The organism is Burkholderia sp. THE68 (assembly GCF_009938265.1).
In the GTDB taxonomy this organism is placed as follows: domain Bacteria; phylum Pseudomonadota; class Gammaproteobacteria; order Burkholderiales; family Burkholderiaceae; genus Caballeronia.
This window is the reverse complement of sequence record NZ_AP022317.1, coordinates 192,284-212,974: the sequence shown is the minus strand read 5'-3', so window position 1 is coordinate 212,974 and position 20,691 is coordinate 192,284. Positions and strand designations below refer to the sequence as shown.

The window sequence follows — 20,691 nt, the reverse complement described above, 5'->3', positions numbered from 1 at the left end:
TTCATGCCACGTACCGCCGTTCCCGCGAAGAACCAGAAAGACGAGCCCACGCGCCGCCAGCAGCTTGCCGCCAAAACGCGCGAGCGCATCTTCAGGATCGCCATCAGGGAGTTCGCCGACAAGGGCTTCAGCGGCGCGCGCGTCGAGACGATCGCGAACCGCGCGAAGGTGAACATCCGCATGATCTATCACTATTTCGGCGGCAAGGAAGCGCTGTATGTCGAAGTGCTCGAACATGTGCTCGCGCGGTTGCGCGAAGCGGAACTCGCCGTGACGCTCGACGTGCGGACCGTCGATCCCGCGGCCGGCATTCTCCAGCTCTACGATTTCACCGAAGGCCATTTCGCGGCGCATCCGGAATTGCTGTGCCTGCTGTCGTGGGAGAATCTGAATCGTGCACGCTTTCTGAAGCGCTCGAAAGTGATTCAGGCGATGTCATCGCCCGTGCTCGACAAGCTGCGCACGCTGATCCGGCGCGGCGAGACGGCGGGCACCGTGCGGCGCGGCATCGATCCGCTGCATCTGTATGTGACGCTCGTGAGCCTCGCCTATTTTCACAAGTCGAACGCGTACACGATCTCGCGGATGTTCGATACCGACATGCTCGCGCCTTCATGGCAATCCGCGCACAAGGCGCAGGCGCATGAACTCGTGCGTGCGTTTCTCGCGGGAGAGCGGGTGCTCGAACTGACGTAAACGCCTCAGCGAACCACCTTCCTCCTCCGCGCGATCGATCTCACGATCAGCAGACCGCCGAACATCACCGCAAGCGACATCAGCGTCGTCACCGTGCCGAGTGCGTAGATGACGGGCGTCGTCACCGAGGTCGTCAAGCCCTGCAATTCGAGCGGCAGCGTGTTCTGATCGCCTATCGCCTGCGAGGTTCGCGCGATTTCATCCCACGAAAGCGTGAAGCCGAACATGCCGACGCCGATCACGGAAGGCCCGATGATCGGCAGCACCACATGTTTGAACGACTGCCACGGCGAAGCGCCGAGATCGCGCGCCGCTTCCTCGTACGCCGGATTGAAACGGTTGAAGACCGCGAACATCACGAGCAGGCCGAACGGCAGCGTCCACGTGAGATGCGCGCCGAGCGCCGAGGTGAAGAGTCCCATCGACGTGGTCCAGCTATCCGCGAACGACTGGAAGCCCCATTCGTTCGACAGATATTTGATCAGCGTGTCGAGCAGGCGAAAGGTGAGGCCAATACCGAGCGACACGATGATAGACGGCATGATGAGGCTCGCCACGGAAACATAGAACACCGCGGTATCGCCGCGAAAGCGCCGCCTGAACGCAAGGCCCGCGCTCAGTGAGAACAGCACGGTCAGCACCGTCACTGCGAGCGCGAGCTTGACGGAGCGTCCGAACGCGGCCCAGATGTCGATATCGCCGACGCCGTCGCGCAAGGCGGAGAACCAGTGCAGCGAGACGCCGCGCATCGGAAACGTGAGCCCGCCTTCCGGACCCTGAAACGACAGAATGAAGATCGTGATGACCGGCCCGTACAGGAACAGCACGAACAGCCCGAAGAGGAGCGCGAGCCAGTAGAAGCTCGCGGGCCGATGTTCCCGATGCGCGATTGCACCCGCCATGTCACAACTCCTTTCTGATATCGACGACGCGCGTCAGCGCCCATACGATCATCAGCACGACGGCGAGCAGGATGATCGCGTTGGCCGCCGCGGCGGGAAACTGCAGATAGCCGGTCTGCACCTGAATGATCTTGCCCACCGAGGCAATTTGCTGTCCGCCCATCACGCCGACGGTGAGAAAGTCGCCCATCACGATGGTGACGACGAAGATCGAGCCAATCACGATGCCCGTCTTCGATAGCGGCAGCACCACGTCGCGGATCACCTGCCAGCCGCTGGCGCCGGCGTCGCGCGCCGCTTCGAGCAGCGCACGGTCGATACGCATCATCGCGTTGAAGATCGGCACGATCATGAAGAACGTGTAGAGATGCACGAACGCGAGCACGACCGAGAAGTTCGAGTACAGCAGCCATTCGATCGGCCGGTCGACGAGATGCGCGGACAGCAGCGCCTGATTCACCAGTCCGTTGCGCCCGAGAAGCGGAATCCACGAGATCATGCGGATCACGTTCGAGGTCCAGAACGGAATCGTGCAGACGAGAAACAGCACGGTCTGCATCGCGGTCGTTCGCACATGAAAGGCGAGGAAGTACGCGGTCGTGAAGCCGAGCACGAGCGTCACGACCCACACGATCGCGCAGAACCTGAGTGTCGACCAGTAGGTCTTGAAGGTTACGCAGACGTCCGTGAACGAACCGCAGCCGTCGAATATCGCCGCATAGTTCTTCAGGGTGAAGGCCGGGATGATCTGATATTCGTTGAAGTCCCAGAAGCTCACGATCAGCGTGATCACGAGCGGCAGTATGAAGAACAACAGGAAGGTCAGCGTGAGGGGCGTCGCTTGCAGCCACGCGCTCACGCGACGGTGACGCACCGGCGTTTGCTTCGCCTGCTGGAGATATTCGACCGAAGCCATCGTGAGCGGCGCTCCCTTATGCGGCGATGAACTCGTTCCATTTCTGGACCATGTAGATGTTCTCGTCCATCACCGCGTTCCAGCAGGCGATCGCCCCCATGCGCTGGTCGTACGAGCCGCCGTCGCGCACGGTGCCCGCCTTCTCCAGCAACTGGCCGTCGGGCGCCTTGATGTCCTGCGCGGCGGGCTTGCCTTCCATCCAGTAGTCCCACTCGTAAGCCTGCATGTGCGACTTGGCCGTTTCGGTCACGCCGGGGTAATAACCCTGGCGCATCAGATACGCGCCCGCCCAGCCGTCCTGGAACCAGTTGACGAATTCATACGCGGCGTCCAGCTTCCTGCCCTGCAGCGAGCGTGGAAAGCCGAAGCCCGAGGCCCACGAGCGATAACCTTCCTTGAGCGGCTGGAACTTGCACGCGATGCCCATCGTGCGGACCTTGGTGACGGCGGGCGACCACATCGACTGGATCACCACTTCGCCCGAGGCCATCAGGTTCACGCTCTCGTTGAAGTCGCGCCAGAACGCGCGGAACTGTCCGGCGCGCTTCGCTTCGATCAGCACCTTGATGGTCTGGTCGATCTCCGCCTTCGTCATGTTGCCCTTGTCGCCGTACTTGACCTGACCCGCCGCCTCGATCGCCATGGCCGCATCCATGATGCCGATGGCCGGAATGTTGAGCAGCGCCGCCTTCCCCTTGAATTGCGGGTTGAGCAGGTCGGCCCATGTCGTCACGGGCCGCGAGATCAGATCCGGGCGGATGCCGAGCGTGTCCGCGTTGTAGGTCGTGGGGATGAGCGTCATCCATTCGGTGGGCGTCGTGCTGAATTCGGTCGAGCGTGCGCCCTTGAGGAACATCACCTTCTTGGGCGCCGTGCCCTGATCGCCGATCTTCTTGCCGTTCACTTCTCCTTTGGTCAATACGGGCGTGATCTTGTCAGCGAGCTTGATGCGCTTCGCGTCCATGCCCGCGAGCGTGCCGGCGGGAATCAGCTTCTTGAGGGAGAAGTATTCGGTGTCGACGATATCGAAGGAATTCGGCTGCGTGATGATGCGCTTGGTCACATCGTCGGTCGTGACGGGAATGTATTGAATCTCGATGCCCGTATCTTCCTTGAACTTCTTCGCGATCTCCGCGCTCTGGTTCACCGCCGTGCCGAGATAGCGCAGCGTGATTTTCTCCTGCGCGTGCACATAGGGAAACCCGGCGATGCCCGCCGCCGCCACCGCGCCCTTGATGAAGGTGCGGCGTGACATGCCTGCGTTCGTGGTGTCTGCATCGCGTGCGTTGGCTTGTTCGTCGTTCATGGACTCTCCTCGAATTTGAAGTTGTGAATGCCTGATCTCACGCGGCGAGCGGATGCGCGTTCTGTTCGTCCCACCACACCGTCACGCGCGCGCCGGGGCCGGCGCGTTGCGCGTCGTAGTCGGCGTCGCTGATCATCGAGACGAGTTCGGGAGAGCCGTCGAGCGGATCGAGCGTCATGCGCAGATGCGTGCCCTGATACTCGGCTTCGCGCACCGTGCAAGCGAGTCCGCCGATGCGCAGAAGACCGCTGTCGCCGGCGCTCGTGCCGGGCGCGACGCCCTGCGGCGCAATGCGCAGATGATCCGCCCGCACCGTGAAAAGCCGTCCGTTCGAACCGAGCACGTTATGGCCGCCCAGAAAGCGCGCTACGAATTCCGTGTGCGGCCGATTGAATACGTCGAAAGGCGTGCCGCTCTGCTCGATATGACCGTGACTCATCACGACGACGAGATCCGCGAGCGCCATCGCTTCCTCCTGCGAATGCGTGACGTGCACAAAGGTGATGCCAAGTTCCTTCTGCCAGCGCTTGAGTTCGGCGCGCATCTGCACGCGCAGGAACGGATCGAGCGCGGAGAGCGGCTCGTCGAGCAGCAGGCAGCGCGGCTCGTTGAGCAGGGCGCGCGCAAGCGCGACGCGCTGCTGCTGTCCACCCGAAAGCTGCGCAGGCTTGCGGTTCGCGTAGGACGACATCGCGACAAGTTCGAGCAGTTCGCCCGCGCGCTTCCTGCGCGCTTCCTTCGCGACGCCGCGCACCTTGAGGCTGAACGCGACGTTGTCGAGCGCCGAGAGATGCGGGAAGAGCGCGTAGCTCTGGAACACCATGGCCGTGCCGCGCGCGACCGGCTGCTCGCGCGTGACATTGCGCCCGCCGATCAGCACATCGCCTTCGGACACCCACTCGTGGCCCGCGATCATGCGCAGCGTCGACGTCTTGCCGCAGCCGGAGGGACCGAGCAGACAGCAATACGCTCCGCCGGGAATGCGCAGATCGATGGCGTCGACGGCGAGCGCATCGCCATAGCGCTTCGACACATGCACGAGCTCGATATCGGCCGGGCTCGCTCGAACCACTGTGGATGCCGGTTGAACCATGAAGGCTTGTCCTTGTTGAGGAGGCTCATTGAATACAGCGGGCAAGCCTTTGCAAGACGTATGCCATTCGTGCCCGGCCGCGCATTCGAGGCGCGCGATGAGTAACGCTGCACGACACGCTGACAGCAGGCGCCGACGAATTGGCGCGCATATTGCACACGATCGCGGACCTCGATCGTAAACATCTGCAAGCGCCTGACGTGTGCAATCGAGGTGCGGATCACGTCCGCCATGGGGCATGGCCTAACCAAACCGGTTCATCACATTCGACAATGAACGACTTCGATCCGTTGAAGACGCATGGACGCTTCGACTATCGCCCGATCCACGAAAGCGATGCTTATCGCTGGCCGAACGGCGCGGGCCTCGCGGTCTATCTCGGTTTCAACCTCGAACACTTCGCATTCGGCGAAGGGCTGGGCGCGGCGCTCGGGCCGCTGTCGCCGCAACCCGACGTGCTCAACTACAGCTGGCGTGAGTACGGCAATCGCGTGGGCGCGTGGCGCTGCATCGAACTGTTCGATGCACTCGACCTGCCCGCGGGAACGCTCATCAATACCTCGCTCTACGATCACTGTCCCGAGCTCGTCGAAGCATGCGCCGCGCGTGGCGACGAACTCATCGCGCACGGTCACACGAACGCGCAGCGTCAGAGCGACCTCGATGAAGACGGCGAACGCGCGCTGCTCGCGCACTGCCGCGCGCGCATGCTCGAACGTTCCGGCGCAGCGCCTTCGGGATGGCTCTCGCCGTGGATCTCCGAGTCGCATCGCACGCCGGACCTGCTCGCCGAGACGGGTTTCCGTTACACGCTCAACTGGTGTCACGACGACCGGCCCGTGCGCATGAACACGCGCGGCGGCCCGCTCTGGTCGATTCCCTATCCGCAGGAACTGAACGACCTGCCGATGATCATGGCGCGTCACATGGACATGCGCGACTTCGCGGACATGATCATCGATCAGTTCGACGAGATGCTCGAACAGACGCTGCGCGCGCGCACGCCGCAGGCGCTCGTGATGGGCATTGCGCTGCATCCGTATATCGTCGGGCAACCGTATCGGTTGCGGCATTTGCGGCGTGCGCTCGCGCATATCGCGGCGGCGCGCGAGGACATCTGGCTGACGACGCCCGGCGCGATCGCGCGTCATGCCGACGAAGCCGTGCCCGTGCCGGTGCAGGCCGCATGAACAGCGGAAAGGAGAGCGCGGACGCGCGCATCTATCGGTCGATCTTCGAAGGCGTGCTGAATCGCAGGCTCACGCCCGGCACGAAGCTGCCCGAGCCCGAGTTATGCGCGGTTTTCGGCGTGGGTCGCGCGGTCGTGCGGCGCGCGCTCGAAAAGCTCGCGTACGACGGCATCGTCGTGCTGCGTCCGAACAAGGGCGCGGTGATCGCGCAGCCGACCCGCGAGGAGACGCGCGCGATCTTCGAGGCGCGGCGTGCGGTCGAGCGCGCGCTCGTCGAACTCGCGTCGGAGCGCGCGAGCGCCGCCGATATCGCCGCGTTGCGCGGACAGCTCGATGAGGAACACCTGGCGATGCATCGCTTCGATCAGCCATCGTGGGCGCGGCTTGCGAGCGCGTTTCATCTGCGTATCGCGGCGCTCGCGGGCAATGCAATCCTCGAACACTATCTCAGCGAACTGATCTCTCGCTGCTCGCTGATCGTCGGCGCTTACGAGCCGGTCGGCAACGCGCCGTGCGAGCACGACGAGCACACTGTCATACTCGATAGTATCGAAGCGCGCGATGCTGCGGGCGCGATCGCGCACATGATGGCGCATCTGCACAGCCTGGAGGCGCGCATCGAGACATCGCGCATGCCGGGCGAAAACGGGCTCGCGCATCTGCTCGGCATCGAACCCGCGCAACGAACCGCAATGGAGTGACATGGAAATCGATTTCGAAGCGATTACTGAGTACCAGCGTTACAAGCTGATGGCGAGCCTGATCGTGCCGCGGCCCATTGCTCTCGTAACCACGCTCGGCGTGGACGGCACGGTGAACGCCGCGCCGTTCTCGATGTTCAACATGCTGGGCGAAGAGCCGCCCATCGTCATGATCAGCATCAACCGGCTGGCGGACGGCACGTTGAAAGACACTGCGGTGAATATCCCGCGTGAAAGGGAGTTCGTCGTGCATCTCGCCGATGAAGCCATCGCGCAGCAGATGCATCGCTGCGGCGAACGCTTCGCCGCGGATGTCTCTGAACTCGAGCAAGTGGGTTTGAGCGCGCTTGCCTCGACGCGCGTGAAGCCGCCGCGCATTGCCGAGGCGCCCGTCGCGTTCGAGTGCGCTTTGTGGGAGACGCTCGAAACGGCGAGCCGCCACATCTTCATCGGCCGCGTGCTGATGCTGCATGCGCGTGACGAACTCATCGATATCGATAGGTGGCGCGTCCGCCTGGAGCATTACTTTCCGGTAGGTCGCTTCGGCGCGAGCGACTACGTGACGACGCGAGACCGCTTTCAGATGTGATGGCGCATGGTCATGCGCTGCTATCAGACCTTGAATGCCCGATAGCCCCGCGCGACCGCGGGCCTCGCCTCGATCCGTTCATACCAGCGACGCAGATTGGGCAGTTGACTCCAGGGCAGATGTTCCTTCACCGATGACGTAATCGTGAACGCCGCAATGTCCGCGATAGAGAACGACTTGCCGGCCATGTATCCATTCGCGTCGGGATACTGCTCTGCAATCGCGAGGTTAGCAAGCATGCGTTCGGTAAGAAGCGCTCGCGCCTCTGAAGCGCCTGCTCGTCCGAGAAAAAAAGCGGCATGACTCGGAGCGATGACGTCTGTCACGAAGAAGAAAAAGCGCTCATACGCGACGGCGCGAGCTCGATCGTCCTCCGGCAGCAGGCGACCCGGCCGCTTTTCCGCCGCATAGAAGACGATTGCGTTCGACTGGGTAATGACGAACGGTGCTTCGTCCGCTTCCTTCTCGACCAATACAGGTACTTTTGCCGCCGGGTTCAGCGCCAGATGCGCGGACTGCTTCTGCTCGTGATTCGCGAGATTGACGAATCGAACCGTGTAGGGCAGTTCCGCTTCTTCCAGAGCGATCGCTGCGCGGATACAGTTGCCCGTCGGAGCGCCATGAAGCTCCAGGATTTTCGTCATTTCAGTATCCCGTGCGCCCGTTGTCATGCGCCGAAGGCTCGCCGGTTCGCGCGAACAAATTCCTCGACCGTCCGTGGCGCCTTTCCCGTGATCCGCTCGATGATGTCATCGACTCCTTCGAACACGCCGTTCCGGTAGTCGATGGCTACTTCGATGAAATGCTGGATCGTGAACTCCGAAAGATCGTATTTCCGCAAATGCTCGCGATATCCGTCGAGCGTGTCCGGGCTATACGTGATTTTCCTGTCGATGACCTGACTGATCTTGTCCGCGATTTCGTGGTAGTCGAGTTCCACCGGTCCGCAGAGTTCGTAAGTCTTGCCGATGTGGCCGGACGGCTCCGTCAGCACCGCGGCGATGAAGCGAGCCTGGTCCTCTGCTGCGATCGGAGCGTGACGTCCGGTGCCATAGGGGAGAGCAATCTTCCCTTCCTTCACGATCGTATCCAGGACCCACGGAAAAACCAGCCATTCAGAGAAGAACGTCGGGCGGATATGCACGGTCGGCACGCCCGACCAGTCGAGAACGCGTTCCGCGATCCAGTGATCGCGCGCGGCGTTGCTCTTCGAATCCTCACGGGCGGAGATCTGCGACATCTCCACGACGACTTCCAGACCGGCGCGCCGCGCGGCATCCGCAAAATACGCCGTTCCCTGAATGAATCCGGGACGCACCGGGTAGCAAAGGTATGCGCCCGACACGCCCGAGACGGCGCGAATCAGGTCGTCATGCTTGAGCAGATCGCCCACGATGACTTCGGCGCCCGCGGCACGAAGCGCTGCACTACGCTCGTCTTCCGTGCGAACCATCGCGCGGACGGCATGGCCTGCCTCGAGAAGGTTGTTGACCGTATGAACACCGGTTTTGCCAGTGGCACCGGTGATCAGGAATTTGCGTTTTTGCATGACGAAGCCTCCAATCGATAAGTGGATGTACCCGCGAGAGGGTGGAGAACCTTTTGCACCGTGGCCGGTATCGATGCATGGATGTGTATATGCACATTTCGCGGCGAAATTTGTCGTCTTGGGACTGCCGGTGAGGCCTAGATCGCAGCGACCTGTTGCCTGACGTCTTCCAGCAGCGATGCGGACGCCTCAGGGTCTGCAATGATTCGGGACATGGTGAGCGCACCGATCATGGCCGACAGCGCAAACACAGCCTTCGAGCGGTTCGTCTCTTCCTCCGAACTTTGGATGCGCTTTGCCAGCATGTCGACGAACTCGTCGAAGCCGCGAGATGCGGCCGCGCGCGTGGATTCGTCCGCACGCGCGAGTTCGCTGCCCATGCTTGCAAGGGGGCAGCCGCTCGCGGGACTATCGCGGTGGGACGTCGACATGTAGGTATCGATGAGAGCCTTGAACCCTTTCTTGCCTGCGGCCTCAAGCGCACCGATGATGTCCGCAATGGCCGCTTCACAGGCTTCGGCGACCAGATGCTCCTTCGATCCGAAATGCCGATAGAACCCGCCATGCGAGAGTCCGGCGGCAGCCATTACGTCGGCAACGCCGGTGGCGTGGATGCCGTTAGTCCTGAATTCTCCGGCTGCGATTTCGACGATGCGGCGGCGGGTTTCCGCGGTTTCGAGCTTGGATCGTTTCATGGTCGACTTGCTGCGTGATCGAATGTTTTAGATGATATATGTCATCTAAAAAGAAGTCAAGAAAACGCAACGAGTTTCCGGGGAGGTCCCGCGAACGCACTGGCGCCGCACGACGGCAAGATCACTCCGGCTGAACGCTGGCTGCCCGACGGGGGCGTTTGGGCACTGAGGCTTTCGCTGTTGACTTCGCAGTTTTCCCGCCCGGCGTCGGGCCGATCAGCGCCCGGATACCGGCTGCCGCAAATTTGACGAGCTGCTCATAATGCGCAGTAGATCGCGAAGTACGGGCGCAAGCGCCGAGACGCTCGGCGCGGCCGTTGAGCGCGTGTGCTTGCTGCCGGGCACCGACAGAAAAAAGATAGGCCCACGTCGCGTGTTCCCGCGAGATGCCGGGGATGACCGTGTGCAGAGCGTCGATGATCCGCTCCGCGATGGGATCGTAGTATGTCTCGCGGATACGTCGAGACCGCTCGTCACTACCCAGGCTGACGGACGCCACGAGTTGAACGTAAAGCGCGAGGTTCGCGGCGTCCTCACCGTGAAAGATCTCCGACAACGGTGTGAAGGCGATCGTCAGTACGTCTTCGACCGTTGCGGTACGCTCGCTCTCGAAAAGGGCGTCGAGCAGTTTCCCACGGTGATCGTTGATCGCCGATGAACGGCGCTCGAAGACTGCCTCGTAGAGTTTGTCCTTGTTGGCGTAGTGATAATGGACGAGCGCCTGCGCTACACCGGCTTCGTCGGCGATGTTGCGCATGCTCGCCCCTGCGTAACCATGTTCGCCGAACACCCGCTCCGCTGCGCTCAGAATCGCGGAGAGGCGCGAGCCAGGTGCACGCTCGGTTTCTTGAGCATGGCTGCCCGGGTTCCCGGACACCTTCTTCTCACGCGATGTTTTCATGTTCAAACGCTCCGGCATTGTCCTATTCGATCGATCAGTCAGTATATCGCGACCGCCATGCGGCGCGTCATGCCCGGTTCGAACCGCGTAGCTCAGGGCGACGCGGTCCGTGGAGGGACGAGCGCCGTCAGCCGAGGAATTCCGGCTCCGCCAGTCCTTTTACACCGGGTCGCACTGCGAGCACGCGGCCCGCGAGCGGTTGCTGAGCGAGTTCTTTTTCGTTCATGCGCCGACGCGCCGTCGTGATGAAAAGCGTATCGAGATCCGGGCCGCCGAAGCACAGGCTGCTCACGCGCCGCACGGGCAGATTGATAACCATGTCGATTCGTCCGCGCGGGTCGTAGCGCGTGACGCACCATCCGTCCATGTTGGCGCTCCAGAAGCACCCGTCGGCATCGACGGTCGAGCCATCGCAAATGCCGCGTCCGAGCGGTACTTCCGCGAATTTGCGGCGGTTATAGATAGCGCCGTCGACCGAGTCGTAGTCGAATACGTCGATCTGGCAGCTGAACGAATCGGTCATATACATGAGCCGGTTATCGGGACTGAAACTGATGCCGTTGATACAGGTGATGCCCTCCATGATCAGCTTCGGCTGCAGATCGGGATCGAGACGGAACAGACGCCCGCGCGGCGTGTAGGCGGCGGCTTCGACCGTGCCGGACCAGTAGCGTCCGTGACGATCGCACTTGCCGTCGTTGAAACGGTTCCTGGGGCGCTCGGCATCCGGACGCGCGATTTCGCTCAGTTCACCGGTCTCGGGCGAGAAAAAATAGAAGCCCGAACGCATGCCCACGATCAGGCCGCCTTTGGCGCGCAGGCCGATGCTGCCGATCTCTTCCTGCATCGGCCAGCTTTTCTTGGCGCCGCTTGAAATGTCGAGGCGATGAATCGCCTGACCGATGCCATCCACCCACCACAGCAATTGCGTCTTCTCGTCCCAGATGATCGATTCGCCGAGCACGTCGGGCGTGGAATCGACCACGTCGATGACCGAACCTACCATGTCGATCGGTCTCGTGATGCTGCTGACTGTCATGCTGCCTCCTGGTTTGTCGATGTAAATGAGTTCGATGGTTCAAACAGCCGGTTCCTTCATGCGAGCGATGCCTTCGAGCGCGAGTCCGTAACCGAGCACGTCATGCAGGCGCGCCTTCAGTTCCTGATTCAGGCAGGTGCGCGTGTAGCGTCGCACGAGGCGCGGCTGTTTGAGCATCAGCCTCGCGAGTTCGCGCGCGCGCGGCAAGAGGTCCGTCTGCGGCAGCACTTCGTTGACAAGGCCCATCTTCAGCGCTTCGTCGGCGGAAATCTCCTGTCCGGTCAACAGAAAATAGTGGCCGCGCGCGCGGCCCATCAGCAACGGCATGATCAGATGCATGCCGTCGCCCGGCACCATGCCACCCTGAAAGTGCGCGGTGTCCTGAATGGTCGCGGTGTCGGACGCCAGCACGATGTCGCCGAGCAGCGGAATCTCCGCGTGCCGCACCGCCGGACCATTGATGACGCTGATCACCGGCGCCTCGATATTCAGCAGGTTGATGAGCAGATGCTTCGCTTCCCAATAGATCGGATCGTAGATCGTCGGCGTCATGGAATTGCGGTTCTGGTGCATGCCGGGCGCGATGGCCGGACCGCTGAACGCATCGCCCGTGCCGGTCATGATGACCACGTCGTTTTCGCGGTCGCGGCCGACATCGAGAAAGGCCTGCTCGAACTCGCGATGCGCCGTGAGGTTCCACACGAGCGGCTCGCCGTGCGTGTGAAAGTGCATCTCCAGTACGCCGTCGCTGCGCGTCATGCGGATGGTCTCGAACTTGTCTGCGTATTCGTCGAAATGGCTCACGGCTCTTTCCTCTGCTGAACGTTGAAGATTCGCGCCGGCGGCGGTCGCTCGGGGTGCGACATGTCGCCGGCAATGGTTTCAGCCGCCGATACTAGTACTGACTGATCGATCAGTCAACAAGGGAAATTCCGCCCGCGTTTCCGGTTGACCACCCGTTCGCTCGTCCGCTACTGTGCTGACTGTTCGATCGATCAGTTTTTCGTTTCCTGCGGATCCGCTGTTCTTCGACCGGATCCACGCAGCCCCTGACAAAAGCCCATGCCGCCGGCCCCGCCGCGCGCCGGCAGGCTCAAGGAGACAGCTTCATGAAACGCATTCAGTCGTCCACGCGCCGTTTTCGCAACCTTCACTGAGAGGGGCCGCCATGTCGCGCAAAATCGCTCTCGACGCCAACGCGCCCGCTCCGGTGACAACACCCGGCGACACGCAGCGCGCGCTGTATTTCAAGGTCGCCGTTCGGCTCGTGCCGTTTTTGATCGTGTGTTACGTGGTTGCGTATCTCGACCGCATCAACGTCGGGTTCGCCAAGCTGCAGATGCAGGAGGCGCTCGGTTTCAGCGACGCCGTGTACGGGCTGGGCGCGGGCATATTCTTCATCGGCTACTTTCTGTTCGAAGTGCCGAGCAATCTGCTGTTGCAGCGTATCGGCGCACGCAAGACCATCACGCGCATCATGGTGCTGTGGGGGCTCACCGGCTGCGCGATGGCGACGGTATCCAGTCCTGGCGCGTTCTATGTGCTGCGCTTTCTGCTCGGTGTGTTCGAGGCGGGCTTCTTTCCGGGCGTCGTCTATTTCCTGAGCCAGTGGTTCCCGTCCAGCCGGCGCGGGCAGATTCTCGGCCTCTTCATGACGGGCTTCCCGATCGCGGGAATGATCGGCGGTCCCGTTTCTGGATGGGCGATGTCGCATCTCGCGGGCATCGCGGGTCTCGCGGGCTGGCAGTGGCTGTATATCGTCGAAGCGGTGCCGGCGGTGCTGCTGGGCATCGTGACGTGGTTCACGCTGTCTGACGACATCGAACGCGCCCGATGGCTCACCGAGCCGGAACGCGACACCTTGCGCCATGCATTGCGCGAAGAAGCCCGCGACGCTGGCGCGCGACATGACGGCCAGTTGCGCAAGGTGATCGCCGACCCGAAGGTCTACCTCATGAGTTTTGCGTACTTCACGTTCATCTGCGGCACATATGCGCTGAGTTTCTGGCTGCCGACGGTGCTGAAGGTCGCGGGCGCGACGAGTGTGGAGCGTATCGGCTGGCTGTCGGCGATTCCTTACGGCATCGCGGCCATCGGCATGGTGTTGATCTGCCGTCACTCGGACCGGCTGCTCGAACGCCGCTGGCACGGGGCGCTGGCCGCATTTGCGGGCGCTATCGCGCTTTCGCTGCTGCCGCTTCTGGCGCATGATCTGACTGCGACCATCGTGCTGCTGACGATCGCATCGATCACCGTGTTCGTCACCATTCCGCTGCTGTGGTCGCTCGCGTCGGATTACTTCGCGGGCTCGCCGGCCGCCGCGCCTGCCATCGCGTTCGTCAACAGCCTGGGTCTGCTGGGCGGCTTCGCCAGTCCGTTCGCGATGGGCTGGCTCAAGACGCTGAGCGGCACGCTCAACAGCGGCCTCTATCTGATGACCACGCTGCTCGCACTCGGCGCCTGCGCCATGCTGTGCATGCGCGCCGGAGCACGGACAAACGGATGACGAACGAAGTGACGAACCAGACGCAATCGCAGTCGGCACACATGGAACAGACCTTCAAGGATGCATCGCCGGGAAGCCTGCTGGGCGCGAGCGTCGCCCGGCTGGACGGCGCGCGATTCGTGTCGGGGCGGGTGGACTACAGCGCCGATCTCATTCCGCAAGGCGCGCTTCACCTCGCGATCCTGCGCAGCGCTCACGCCTGCGCGAGCGTCGTTTCGATCGATCTGTCCGATGCGCTCGCCATGCCCGGCGTCGTGGCCGGGCTGACGGGCGAAGACGCCGCGCGTCTCTCCGATGCCATGCCGCCCGCTATGGATCTGCCCGCCAAAGGTGCGCGCGGTCCGCTGCAGAGCCGCTGTCTCGCATTGAGCCACGCGACGTACTTCGGGCAGCCGGTCGCGGCGCTCGTGGCGACATCGGTCCATGATGCGCAAGCGGCGCTCGAGAAGATTCGCGTCGAATACGAAGTGCATGCGCCGACCGCGAACGCGCGCGACGCCTTGCGCGAAGGCGCACCGATCGTCCAGCCCGGCTGGGACACGAACCTGCTCGTGCGCGACCGCATCCGTTCGGGCGATGCCGATGCCGCCTTCGCACGCGCGGCGCACGTCGCGCGGGGCGAACTGACGATCGGCGCGTCGACGAGCGCGCCGATGGAAACACTGTGCTACATCGCCGAATGGGACGCACGTGGCGAGCGTTACACGCTGACCGGCACGTTCCAGAATCCTCATACGAGCCGCTGGCTGCTCGCGGCGGCGCTGCGCGTGAAGGAGTCGCAGGTGCGGGTGATCGCGCCGCGCATCGGCGGAACGTTCGGGCTCAAGATGGCGGGGCATCCTGAGGAAGTGCTGGTGGCGCTGTTCAGCCGCATCACGAAGCGCCCGGTCGCGTGGGTCGAGGAGCGGCGCGAAACGTTGCTCGCGGGCGCGCGCTCGCAACATCACAGCTTCGAGATCGCGGCGGACGAGCACGGCAGGCTGATCGGCTGGCGTGACCGGATGCTGGTCGATGTAGGCATCATCGGCGCGGGTCACAGCTGGGCGATGGCGCTCGTTACGCCGGCCGTGTTTCCGACCGTCTATACCATCGAGCATTGCGATATCGAATGCTCGCTCGCCATCACCAACCAGCCGCCGTGGCAGGCCATTCGCGGTTACGGCAAGGAGATCGGCAACCTCGTGCTGGAGCGCGCCGTCGATCTGCTCGCTCGTCAGACTGGTATCGATCCGGTCGAACTGCGGCGGCGCAATCTGGTTGCGCGCGATGCCTTGCCGCGTCTGCTGCCATCGGGGCTCAACGTGGATAGCGGCGACTATCCGGGCGGCCTCGATCAATTGCTGACGCTGTTCGATTACCGGCAATGGCAGGCGCGCTCGCGGGCCGCGCGTGACACGGAACGGCGCATCGGCATCGGGATCGCGTTCGAACTGACGCCGGAAGGCGGCGCGCGGCCCGGCAACTTTCCCAACGGCTACGAGACATCGACCGTGCGCTTGATGCCCTCGGGCGATGTGCAGGTGCTCACGGGCGTGACATCGCCCGGCAGCGGCAGCGATACCGGCATCGCGCAGATGGTCGCGGGCGAACTGGGATTGCGCGTGGATCAGGTGCGCGTGATCGAAGGCGACACCGACGTGACGCCGCTCGGCACCGGCAATGCCAGCAGCCGCGCGCTGATGTACGGCGGGACCGCTGCGTATCTGGCCGCGCAGGAGTTACGCGACAGGCTCAGGCAATGCGCCGCCAACATGCTCGGCGGCGCGCCCGGCGATATCGTGCTCCGTGACGGCCACGCGTGGCGCGTGCCGGACGGCGCGAAGATCGCAGTGGCCGAACTCGCGCTCGGTGTGCATCTGCGGCCATTCACAGTGGCAGCGGGCGTGACACTGCCGCTGGAAGTGACGCGCAGCTTCGCGCCGAAGAACGTGCGTGTGGAGCCGGACGCGCAGGGCCGCATCGCCACGTATCCGACGTTTTCCTACTCCGTGCATGCCGTGGCGCTCGAACTCGACATGCTCACCGGCAACAGCAAGTTGCTCGACTATGCCGTCGTCCATGACTGCGGCGCGATGATCAACCCCGCGCTCGTCGAAGCGCAACTGCGCGGCGCGATCGTCATGGGGATCGGCGTCGCGTTGTGGGAACTCATCAGATACGACGACCAGCATCGCATGATCACCGACCGCTTCAAGAGCTATCTGTTGCCGCGTGCGAACGATCTGCCGCCGATACGCGTCGGGCATCGCGTCACGCTCAATCCGTTCCATCCGCTCGGCATGAAGGGCGCGGGGGAATCGGGGCTCGGCGGGGCGCTCGCCGCCGTCAGCAACGCCGTGGCGAATGCGCTCGGCGACGACGCGCGCCTCGAACACGTACCGGCGACACCGGCGCGCGTCATCGCTTCTCTGAAGGAGCGATGCACGTGATCGGTCATCACTTCGAGTTTCATCAGCCAGCGACACTCGACGACGCCTGCGGCCTGCTGGCCCGCTTTGGTGACGATGCCTCCGTGCTCGGCGGCGGCACGATGCTGGTGCCCTCGATGTCGGCGAATCTCGCGCAGCCGGTGCATCTGATCGGTCTCGCGGCGCTCGGCCTGAACGAGATAGCGCTGGACGACACGCATCTGCATATCGGAGCAATGACCACGTATGCGCGCCTGCTTGCCTCGCCGCTCGTCGCAACTCACGCGCCGTTGCTCGCCGCGATGACCATGCAGGTCACGGGTGGTGCGTCGATTCTGAATCAGGGCACCCTCGGCGGGTCCGCGAGCTTCGCGAATCCGTCGTCGGATGCACCGGGCTGTCTCGCGGCGATGGAGGCGATTTTCGAGCTGAGTTCGTCGCGTGGCGTGCGCCACGTCGCGGCATGCGATTTTTTCGTGGACGCCTTTAGCACCGCACGGCGCGCCGACGAAATCCTCACCGGCATTCGCGTGCCGCGCGATGCGACGCTCGTCGCCTGCGAATATCAGAAGTACAAGGCGAGCGCGAGTTCGTGGCCGATCGTGACGGTCGCGTGTTCGCTGCATCGGGCCGAACAGATGAGCGTGCGGCTTGCGGTCGGCGCGGCGGGGCGGCGGCCTGCGTACCGGCGATTCGTGATCGAAGAAGCCACGCTGCATGCGCCCGATGCCTTCATCGAACAGGCTGCGATCAGCGCGCTGGATCTCGTGGGCGTTGGCTGGAGCGATGAACTCGCGGATGGAAATTACCGTCGCGCGATCGTGCCGGGTGTGGTGAAGCGACACCTGCGCAGCGTGCTTACAGGAACGAAGTCATGAAACGAACCATCGAGGTGCGACTCACGCTCAACGGCGAGTTGCGTTTCGCAGAGGCGGATTCGCGCCAGTTGCTCGTCGAACTGATTCGCGATGCGCTGGACGCAAAGGGCACGCGCATCGGCTGCCTGACCGGCGATTGCGGCGCGTGCACGGTGCTGATCGATGGCGAGGTGCGCAAGTCCTGCCTCGTGCTGGCGGCGTCGATGAGCGGCAATGATGTGCGGACCATCGAAGGCATCGAAGGCATTGAAGCGTTGCGGGAGGCGTTCATCGTCGAGAACGGGTTTCAATGCGGCTTTTGCACGAGCGGGATGATCGTCGCGGCGGCGGATTTGCTGAAGAACAATCCTTCGCCGAGTCGCGATGAGATTCGGCGCGCCATCAGCGGCAATCTTTGTCGCTGCACGGGTTACGAGAGCATCGTCGAGGCGATTCATCGCGCGGCGCACGGCGCAATCGGCTGATGTCGCGCTCAATCGGGCAGAGGAGGAAGAGATGTCTGAGCAAACCGGCGTCACGATCTACGTGACTTACGAAGGCGAACCCGGCGTTCGCTTCGATCGCGCGTATTACGTCGATCATCATCTGCCGCTCGTGATGCGTCATTGGTCGCGATACGGTCTGCAAAGCGTCGCGGCGTTTTTTCCGGCGGTGGCGCAGGCGGGAACGCTCGCCATCTGCGAATGCCGATTTTGCGACATGGCGTCTGTCGATGCGGCGTTCGCTTCGCCCGAAGCAGCCGAAGTAATGGCCGATCTGCCGAATTTTACTGATCTGGCAGCGCATCGTTCGCGCGTGATGCCGTTCGATTCGGATGGCTGATCAATTAAGGCTATGGCAAACCGCAAGGAGAAGAACCATGAAAATCGGCATCATCGGACTGGGCGCGATGGGACGCGCGATGGCACGCAGTCTCGCGCACACGGGACATGACGTGAAGGCGTGGAACCGCTCGGGCGGATCGGTGGATGGCGTGACGATGGTCGCATCGCCCGTCGAGGCATTTCAGGGCGACGCGGTCTTCACGATGCTCGCGGACGACGACGCGATCCGCTCGACGCTGATCGCACCCGGCGTACTCGCGCAAGCGAAGGCGGGTCTCGTGCGTGTGGTCACCTCGACGATCTCGGTCGCGTTCGCACGCGAATTGGTCGCGGTCCATGCGGCGGCGGGCGTGGGCTACGTGTCCGCTCCCGTGCTCGGACGACCCGATGTCGCGGCGAAAGGCGAACTCAATGTGCTGGCGGGCGGAGCGCCGGATGCAATCGCAAAGGTGCGGCCGTTGCTCGATGTGATCGGCGGGCGCATCTGGGACATGGGCGACGAAGCGCCGACCGCGAACGCCGCGAAGCTTGCCTGCAACATGATGATCACGATGGCGATCGAAGCGATGGCCGAGGCCGTCGTGCTCACCGAAGCGAACGGTTTGCCGCGCGAGCGCTTCTTCGATGTGATTCTGAATACGCTGTTCGGCAGCCGGTCGTACCAGGTGTACTCGGCGAATATCGCCAATGCGAACTACGAACCGGGTTTCAAGGCAACCTTGGGGTTGAAGGATTTGCGGCTCGCGTCCGAAGCGGCCGCGGACGCGGGCCGCACATTGCCGATGCTCACCGCGGTGCACGGGCGCATGAGCGAAACGGTCGCGGCAGGGATGGGCGAAAGAGACTGGTCGGCGATGGCGAAATACACGATCGAGTCGGGTAGGTCGCGATAATTCTTTCGTTTGTGCAGGGAAGGGCGGCTCGGCGGATCTCACGCGCGAGGGAATCGATCAACGCTACGCATTCGAGTGGAATCGAGCTCTTGTATAGCCCGCCTCCCCGACGTCCCTTCACGATGCAGTCAGCTCAAAGACGTGATAGCCCCAAGGCGGGAGATCCAGGTAGAGGCCGCGCGAGACGATGTCATTACCGTCGCGATCAAAACTCGCCGGCCCCATCATGTCCGTCAGCCGCACCGTGCTGCCGGTGACGTCGGCAAACGGGATTCGCACATAACATTGGCTCTGGTTTCCCGCGTAGTTGACGACAACGAGCCGCCGTTCGCCATCGTTCCGCTGCCAGACCCACGCGATGAAACAATCCGAGGTCCAGTTGCCCTCCCATGCCGGCACGATTTCGACAAGGCTCCACGTACCGTCTCGGAAGATCGGCTGTCGCAGCACCGTCATCAAGGTCTCATAGAACCCTTGCAAGCTTGCGTCGACAGGCTCCTGTGGCGCCCGCGCCAGATGCGGCGAAATCCGTTTCCTGCAGCCCTCGAACTGACCCTGGTGAAAGAAGCGCAAGCCAGGCGAAAGAAATGTGATGATGGCGCCGGCTTCATGTTCACCGGGTTCGAAGGTCGCCGCGGCCCGGGTCTCGTCGTGGTTTTCCAGGAAGCGCGCCAGCTTCTCCTGGTAATCGAGTCCGGCATGCAGGTGCTCGCGCACCGGCCGTGCGTTCACATCGCGCAAGCGGTCGTACATCTGCTTGTCGTAGGCGTAATCGAAGCCCTGTTGCAGCATCGTCCATTCGAGATCCCAATACACTTCTGCCATGAACCGGAACTGCGGATGCTCACGTCGCACGGCCTCGATCGCCTTCGGCCAGAACGGTTCGGCGCGGATGCCCCAGGTTCGTTCGAACACGTCGGGCAAGACCAGCATGGCCATATCGCAGCGTACGCCGTCACATTGAGCGGCGATTCTTTTCAGTTCACCGATCATCGTCTGCTGCAACTCTGGATTGCCGTAGTCAAGCTGCAGCGTGTCCGGCCATCCGTCGAAATAAGGATCCCGGCCGTAGGCGAGTATCAGCGGCCCGTTCCTTGTCTGCACGCGGCAATAGTTCGACGGTGAGCGAGCCAGGTCCGACTCGTCGCCGTGCACGAAGTAGTCCGGATGCGTGTCGATCCAGTCGTGATCCGGCGCCATGTGATTGGGCACGAAGTCGAGCATCAGCTTCAATTCGCGTTGCTGCAATCGCTGCCGCAAGCGGGCGAGCGCCTCGGCGCCGCCCAGATCGCGATGAACCGTGTAGCTCCGGATAGCAAACCCGGAGCCGGCGACGTCGTCGTCCGTGAGATCCGGCAGCGTATCGGCGAATTCGCGGCGCCAGCCGGCATGAGCGCGAGAAATTGCCTGGGCCGCCGGTCCGGTCTGCCAGACGCTCAGCAACCAGACCCAGTCGAAGCCGAGTGCGGCGAGGCGATCCAGTTCGGCATCTGGAATATCGTCGAGTGTCGCGCGCCAGCCTGACGCGCGAGACAACTCAGTCAGCCAGACGCGAGTGTTGATCTGGTACAGCGCCGGGTAGCGTACGCTGGACATGCTGCGCTC

General features: G+C 63.0%; 21 protein-coding genes. 10 read left to right on the top strand and 11 right to left on the bottom strand.

Going from position 1 to position 20,691, the window contains the following annotated elements:
- Positions 1-3: 3 nt before the first annotated feature.
- Entirely contained in the window at positions 4-696 is a 693-nt protein-coding gene (locus BTHE68_RS22275) for a TetR family transcriptional regulator (RefSeq protein WP_162068489.1), read from the top strand.
- Positions 697-701: 5 nt separating this feature from the next.
- On the opposite strand, the gene BTHE68_RS22270 is transcribed toward BTHE68_RS22275, so the two are convergent.
- From BTHE68_RS22270 to BTHE68_RS22255, 4 genes are read right to left on the bottom strand one after another with little or no spacing between them, the layout of a single operon-like run.
- Complete coding sequence (locus BTHE68_RS22270) at positions 702-1,598, bottom strand: ABC transporter permease (RefSeq protein WP_162068488.1); 897 nt, start codon at positions 1,596-1,598, stop codon at positions 702-704.
- Between the two features lies 1 nt (position 1,599).
- Entirely contained in the window at positions 1,600-2,514 is a 915-nt protein-coding gene (locus tag BTHE68_RS22265) for an ABC transporter permease (RefSeq protein WP_162068487.1), read from the bottom strand.
- A 16-nt stretch (positions 2,515-2,530) separates the two neighbouring features.
- Positions 2,531-3,820, bottom strand: a complete 1,290-nt coding sequence (locus tag BTHE68_RS22260) for an ABC transporter substrate-binding protein (protein ID WP_162068486.1) — start codon at positions 3,818-3,820, stop codon at positions 2,531-2,533.
- A gap of 37 nt (positions 3,821-3,857) precedes the next feature.
- Positions 3,858-4,913: an ABC transporter ATP-binding protein gene (locus tag BTHE68_RS22255; RefSeq protein ID WP_162068485.1), complete on the bottom strand. Its 1,056-nt coding sequence runs from the start codon at positions 4,911-4,913 to the stop codon at positions 3,858-3,860.
- Between the two features lie 272 nt (positions 4,914-5,185).
- On the opposite strand from BTHE68_RS22255, the gene BTHE68_RS22250 reads away from it, so the two are divergent.
- From BTHE68_RS22250 to BTHE68_RS22240, 3 genes are read left to right on the top strand one after another with little or no spacing between them, the layout of a single operon-like run.
- Positions 5,186-6,103 (top strand): polysaccharide deacetylase family protein, encoded by a 918-nt coding sequence (locus tag BTHE68_RS22250; protein WP_162068484.1) that lies wholly within the window; start codon positions 5,186-5,188, stop codon positions 6,101-6,103.
- Positions 6,100-6,804, top strand: a complete 705-nt coding sequence (locus tag BTHE68_RS22245; protein ID WP_162068483.1) for a GntR family transcriptional regulator — start codon at positions 6,100-6,102, stop codon at positions 6,802-6,804. Before BTHE68_RS22250 ends, BTHE68_RS22245 begins: the two co-directional genes overlap by 4 nt.
- A 1-nt stretch (position 6,805) precedes the next feature.
- Positions 6,806-7,393: a flavin reductase family protein gene (locus tag BTHE68_RS22240; RefSeq protein WP_162068482.1), complete on the top strand. Its 588-nt coding sequence runs from the start codon at positions 6,806-6,808 to the stop codon at positions 7,391-7,393.
- 23 nt (positions 7,394-7,416) lie between these two features.
- Here BTHE68_RS22240 and BTHE68_RS22235 read toward each other — a convergent pair whose 3' ends face one another.
- The 6 genes from BTHE68_RS22235 to BTHE68_RS22210 all read right to left on the bottom strand — a co-directional run bounded on the left by BTHE68_RS22235 (position 7,417) and on the right by BTHE68_RS22210 (position 12,381).
- Positions 7,417-8,037, bottom strand: a complete 621-nt coding sequence (locus tag BTHE68_RS22235) for a glutathione S-transferase family protein (RefSeq protein ID WP_162068481.1) — start codon at positions 8,035-8,037, stop codon at positions 7,417-7,419.
- Between the two features lie 23 nt (positions 8,038-8,060).
- Positions 8,061-8,942 (bottom strand): NAD(P)H-binding protein, encoded by an 882-nt coding sequence (locus BTHE68_RS22230; protein WP_162068480.1) that lies wholly within the window; start codon positions 8,940-8,942, stop codon positions 8,061-8,063.
- A gap of 137 nt (positions 8,943-9,079) precedes the next feature.
- On the bottom strand, positions 9,080-9,637 hold the full coding sequence (locus tag BTHE68_RS22225) for a TetR/AcrR family transcriptional regulator (RefSeq protein ID WP_162068479.1): 558 nt from the start codon (positions 9,635-9,637) through the stop codon (positions 9,080-9,082).
- A gap of 121 nt (positions 9,638-9,758) precedes the next feature.
- On the bottom strand, positions 9,759-10,538 hold the full coding sequence (locus tag BTHE68_RS22220) for a TetR/AcrR family transcriptional regulator (protein WP_162068478.1): 780 nt from the start codon (positions 10,536-10,538) through the stop codon (positions 9,759-9,761).
- Positions 10,539-10,665: 127 nt separating this feature from the next.
- Positions 10,666-11,577 (bottom strand): SMP-30/gluconolactonase/LRE family protein, encoded by a 912-nt coding sequence (locus tag BTHE68_RS22215; RefSeq protein WP_162068477.1) that lies wholly within the window; start codon positions 11,575-11,577, stop codon positions 10,666-10,668.
- Positions 11,578-11,616: 39 nt separating this feature from the next.
- Positions 11,617-12,381, bottom strand: a complete 765-nt coding sequence (locus BTHE68_RS22210; RefSeq protein ID WP_061179652.1) for an enoyl-CoA hydratase/isomerase family protein — start codon at positions 12,379-12,381, stop codon at positions 11,617-11,619.
- A gap of 364 nt (positions 12,382-12,745) precedes the next feature.
- On the opposite strand from BTHE68_RS22210, the gene BTHE68_RS22205 reads away from it, so the two are divergent.
- Genes BTHE68_RS22205 through BTHE68_RS22180 form a run of 6 tightly spaced genes read left to right on the top strand, consistent with a single transcriptional unit; the run spans position 12,746 to position 19,086 of the window.
- A complete protein-coding gene (locus tag BTHE68_RS22205) occupies positions 12,746-14,083 on the top strand; it encodes an MFS transporter (protein ID WP_162068476.1) in 1,338 nt (445 codons plus the stop codon).
- Positions 14,080-16,512: a xanthine dehydrogenase family protein molybdopterin-binding subunit gene (locus BTHE68_RS22200; protein WP_232078080.1), complete on the top strand. Its 2,433-nt coding sequence runs from the start codon at positions 14,080-14,082 to the stop codon at positions 16,510-16,512. Before BTHE68_RS22205 ends, BTHE68_RS22200 begins: the two co-directional genes overlap by 4 nt.
- A complete protein-coding gene (locus BTHE68_RS22195; RefSeq protein WP_162068475.1) occupies positions 16,509-17,369 on the top strand; it encodes an FAD binding domain-containing protein in 861 nt (286 codons plus the stop codon). Before BTHE68_RS22200 ends, BTHE68_RS22195 begins: the two co-directional genes overlap by 4 nt.
- Positions 17,366-17,833, top strand: coding sequence for a (2Fe-2S)-binding protein (locus BTHE68_RS22190; RefSeq protein ID WP_162068474.1), 468 nt, complete (start codon positions 17,366-17,368; stop codon positions 17,831-17,833). Before BTHE68_RS22195 ends, BTHE68_RS22190 begins: the two co-directional genes overlap by 4 nt.
- A 31-nt stretch (positions 17,834-17,864) precedes the next feature.
- The gene (locus tag BTHE68_RS22185; RefSeq protein ID WP_162068473.1) at positions 17,865-18,191 is read left to right on the top strand and encodes an EthD family reductase; all 327 of its coding nucleotides are present in this window, start codon (positions 17,865-17,867) and stop codon (positions 18,189-18,191) included.
- A gap of 37 nt (positions 18,192-18,228) precedes the next feature.
- Complete coding sequence (locus tag BTHE68_RS22180; protein WP_162068472.1) at positions 18,229-19,086, top strand: NAD(P)-dependent oxidoreductase; 858 nt, start codon at positions 18,229-18,231, stop codon at positions 19,084-19,086.
- A gap of 117 nt (positions 19,087-19,203) precedes the next feature.
- Here the strand turns inward: BTHE68_RS22180 and BTHE68_RS22175 are convergent, their stop codons facing one another.
- Positions 19,204-20,682, bottom strand: coding sequence for an alpha-amylase family glycosyl hydrolase (locus tag BTHE68_RS22175; RefSeq protein WP_162068471.1), 1,479 nt, complete (start codon positions 20,680-20,682; stop codon positions 19,204-19,206).
- Positions 20,683-20,691 lie beyond the last annotated feature (9 nt).

Excerpts from the sequence above, each read along its gene's own strand:
- BTHE68_RS22260 (WP_162068486.1), bottom strand. The coding sequence starts at position 3,820 with ATGAACGACGAACAAGCCAACGCACGCGATGCAGACACCACGAACGCA.
- BTHE68_RS22270 (WP_162068488.1), bottom strand. The coding sequence starts at position 1,598 with ATGGCGGGTGCAATCGCGCATCGGGAACATCGGCCCGCGAGCTTCTAC.
- BTHE68_RS22235 (WP_162068481.1), bottom strand. The coding sequence starts at position 8,037 with ATGACGAAAATCCTGGAGCTTCATGGCGCTCCGACGGGCAACTGTATC.
- BTHE68_RS22215 (WP_162068477.1), bottom strand. The coding sequence starts at position 11,577 with ATGACAGTCAGCAGCATCACGAGACCGATCGACATGGTAGGTTCGGTC.
- BTHE68_RS22230 (WP_162068480.1), bottom strand. The coding sequence starts at position 8,942 with ATGCAAAAACGCAAATTCCTGATCACCGGTGCCACTGGCAAAACCGGT.
- BTHE68_RS22175 (WP_162068471.1), bottom strand. The coding sequence starts at position 20,682 with ATGTCCAGCGTACGCTACCCGGCGCTGTACCAGATCAACACTCGCGTC.
- BTHE68_RS22185 (WP_162068473.1), top strand. The coding sequence starts at position 17,865 with ATGTCTGAGCAAACCGGCGTCACGATCTACGTGACTTACGAAGGCGAA.
- BTHE68_RS22245 (WP_162068483.1), top strand. The coding sequence starts at position 6,100 with ATGAACAGCGGAAAGGAGAGCGCGGACGCGCGCATCTATCGGTCGATC.
- BTHE68_RS22180 (WP_162068472.1), top strand. The coding sequence starts at position 18,229 with ATGAAAATCGGCATCATCGGACTGGGCGCGATGGGACGCGCGATGGCA.
- BTHE68_RS22265 (WP_162068487.1), bottom strand. The coding sequence starts at position 2,514 with ATGGCTTCGGTCGAATATCTCCAGCAGGCGAAGCAAACGCCGGTGCGT.
- BTHE68_RS22190 (WP_162068474.1), top strand. The coding sequence starts at position 17,366 with ATGAAACGAACCATCGAGGTGCGACTCACGCTCAACGGCGAGTTGCGT.
- BTHE68_RS22250 (WP_162068484.1), top strand. The coding sequence starts at position 5,186 with ATGAACGACTTCGATCCGTTGAAGACGCATGGACGCTTCGACTATCGC.
- BTHE68_RS22240 (WP_162068482.1), top strand. The coding sequence starts at position 6,806 with ATGGAAATCGATTTCGAAGCGATTACTGAGTACCAGCGTTACAAGCTG.
- BTHE68_RS22200 (WP_232078080.1), top strand. The coding sequence starts at position 14,080 with ATGACGAACGAAGTGACGAACCAGACGCAATCGCAGTCGGCACACATG.
- BTHE68_RS22220 (WP_162068478.1), bottom strand. The coding sequence starts at position 10,538 with ATGAAAACATCGCGTGAGAAGAAGGTGTCCGGGAACCCGGGCAGCCAT.
- BTHE68_RS22225 (WP_162068479.1), bottom strand. The coding sequence starts at position 9,637 with ATGAAACGATCCAAGCTCGAAACCGCGGAAACCCGCCGCCGCATCGTC.
- BTHE68_RS22255 (WP_162068485.1), bottom strand. The coding sequence starts at position 4,913 with ATGGTTCAACCGGCATCCACAGTGGTTCGAGCGAGCCCGGCCGATATC.
- BTHE68_RS22275 (WP_162068489.1), top strand. The coding sequence starts at position 4 with ATGCCACGTACCGCCGTTCCCGCGAAGAACCAGAAAGACGAGCCCACG.
- BTHE68_RS22205 (WP_162068476.1), top strand. The coding sequence starts at position 12,746 with ATGTCGCGCAAAATCGCTCTCGACGCCAACGCGCCCGCTCCGGTGACA.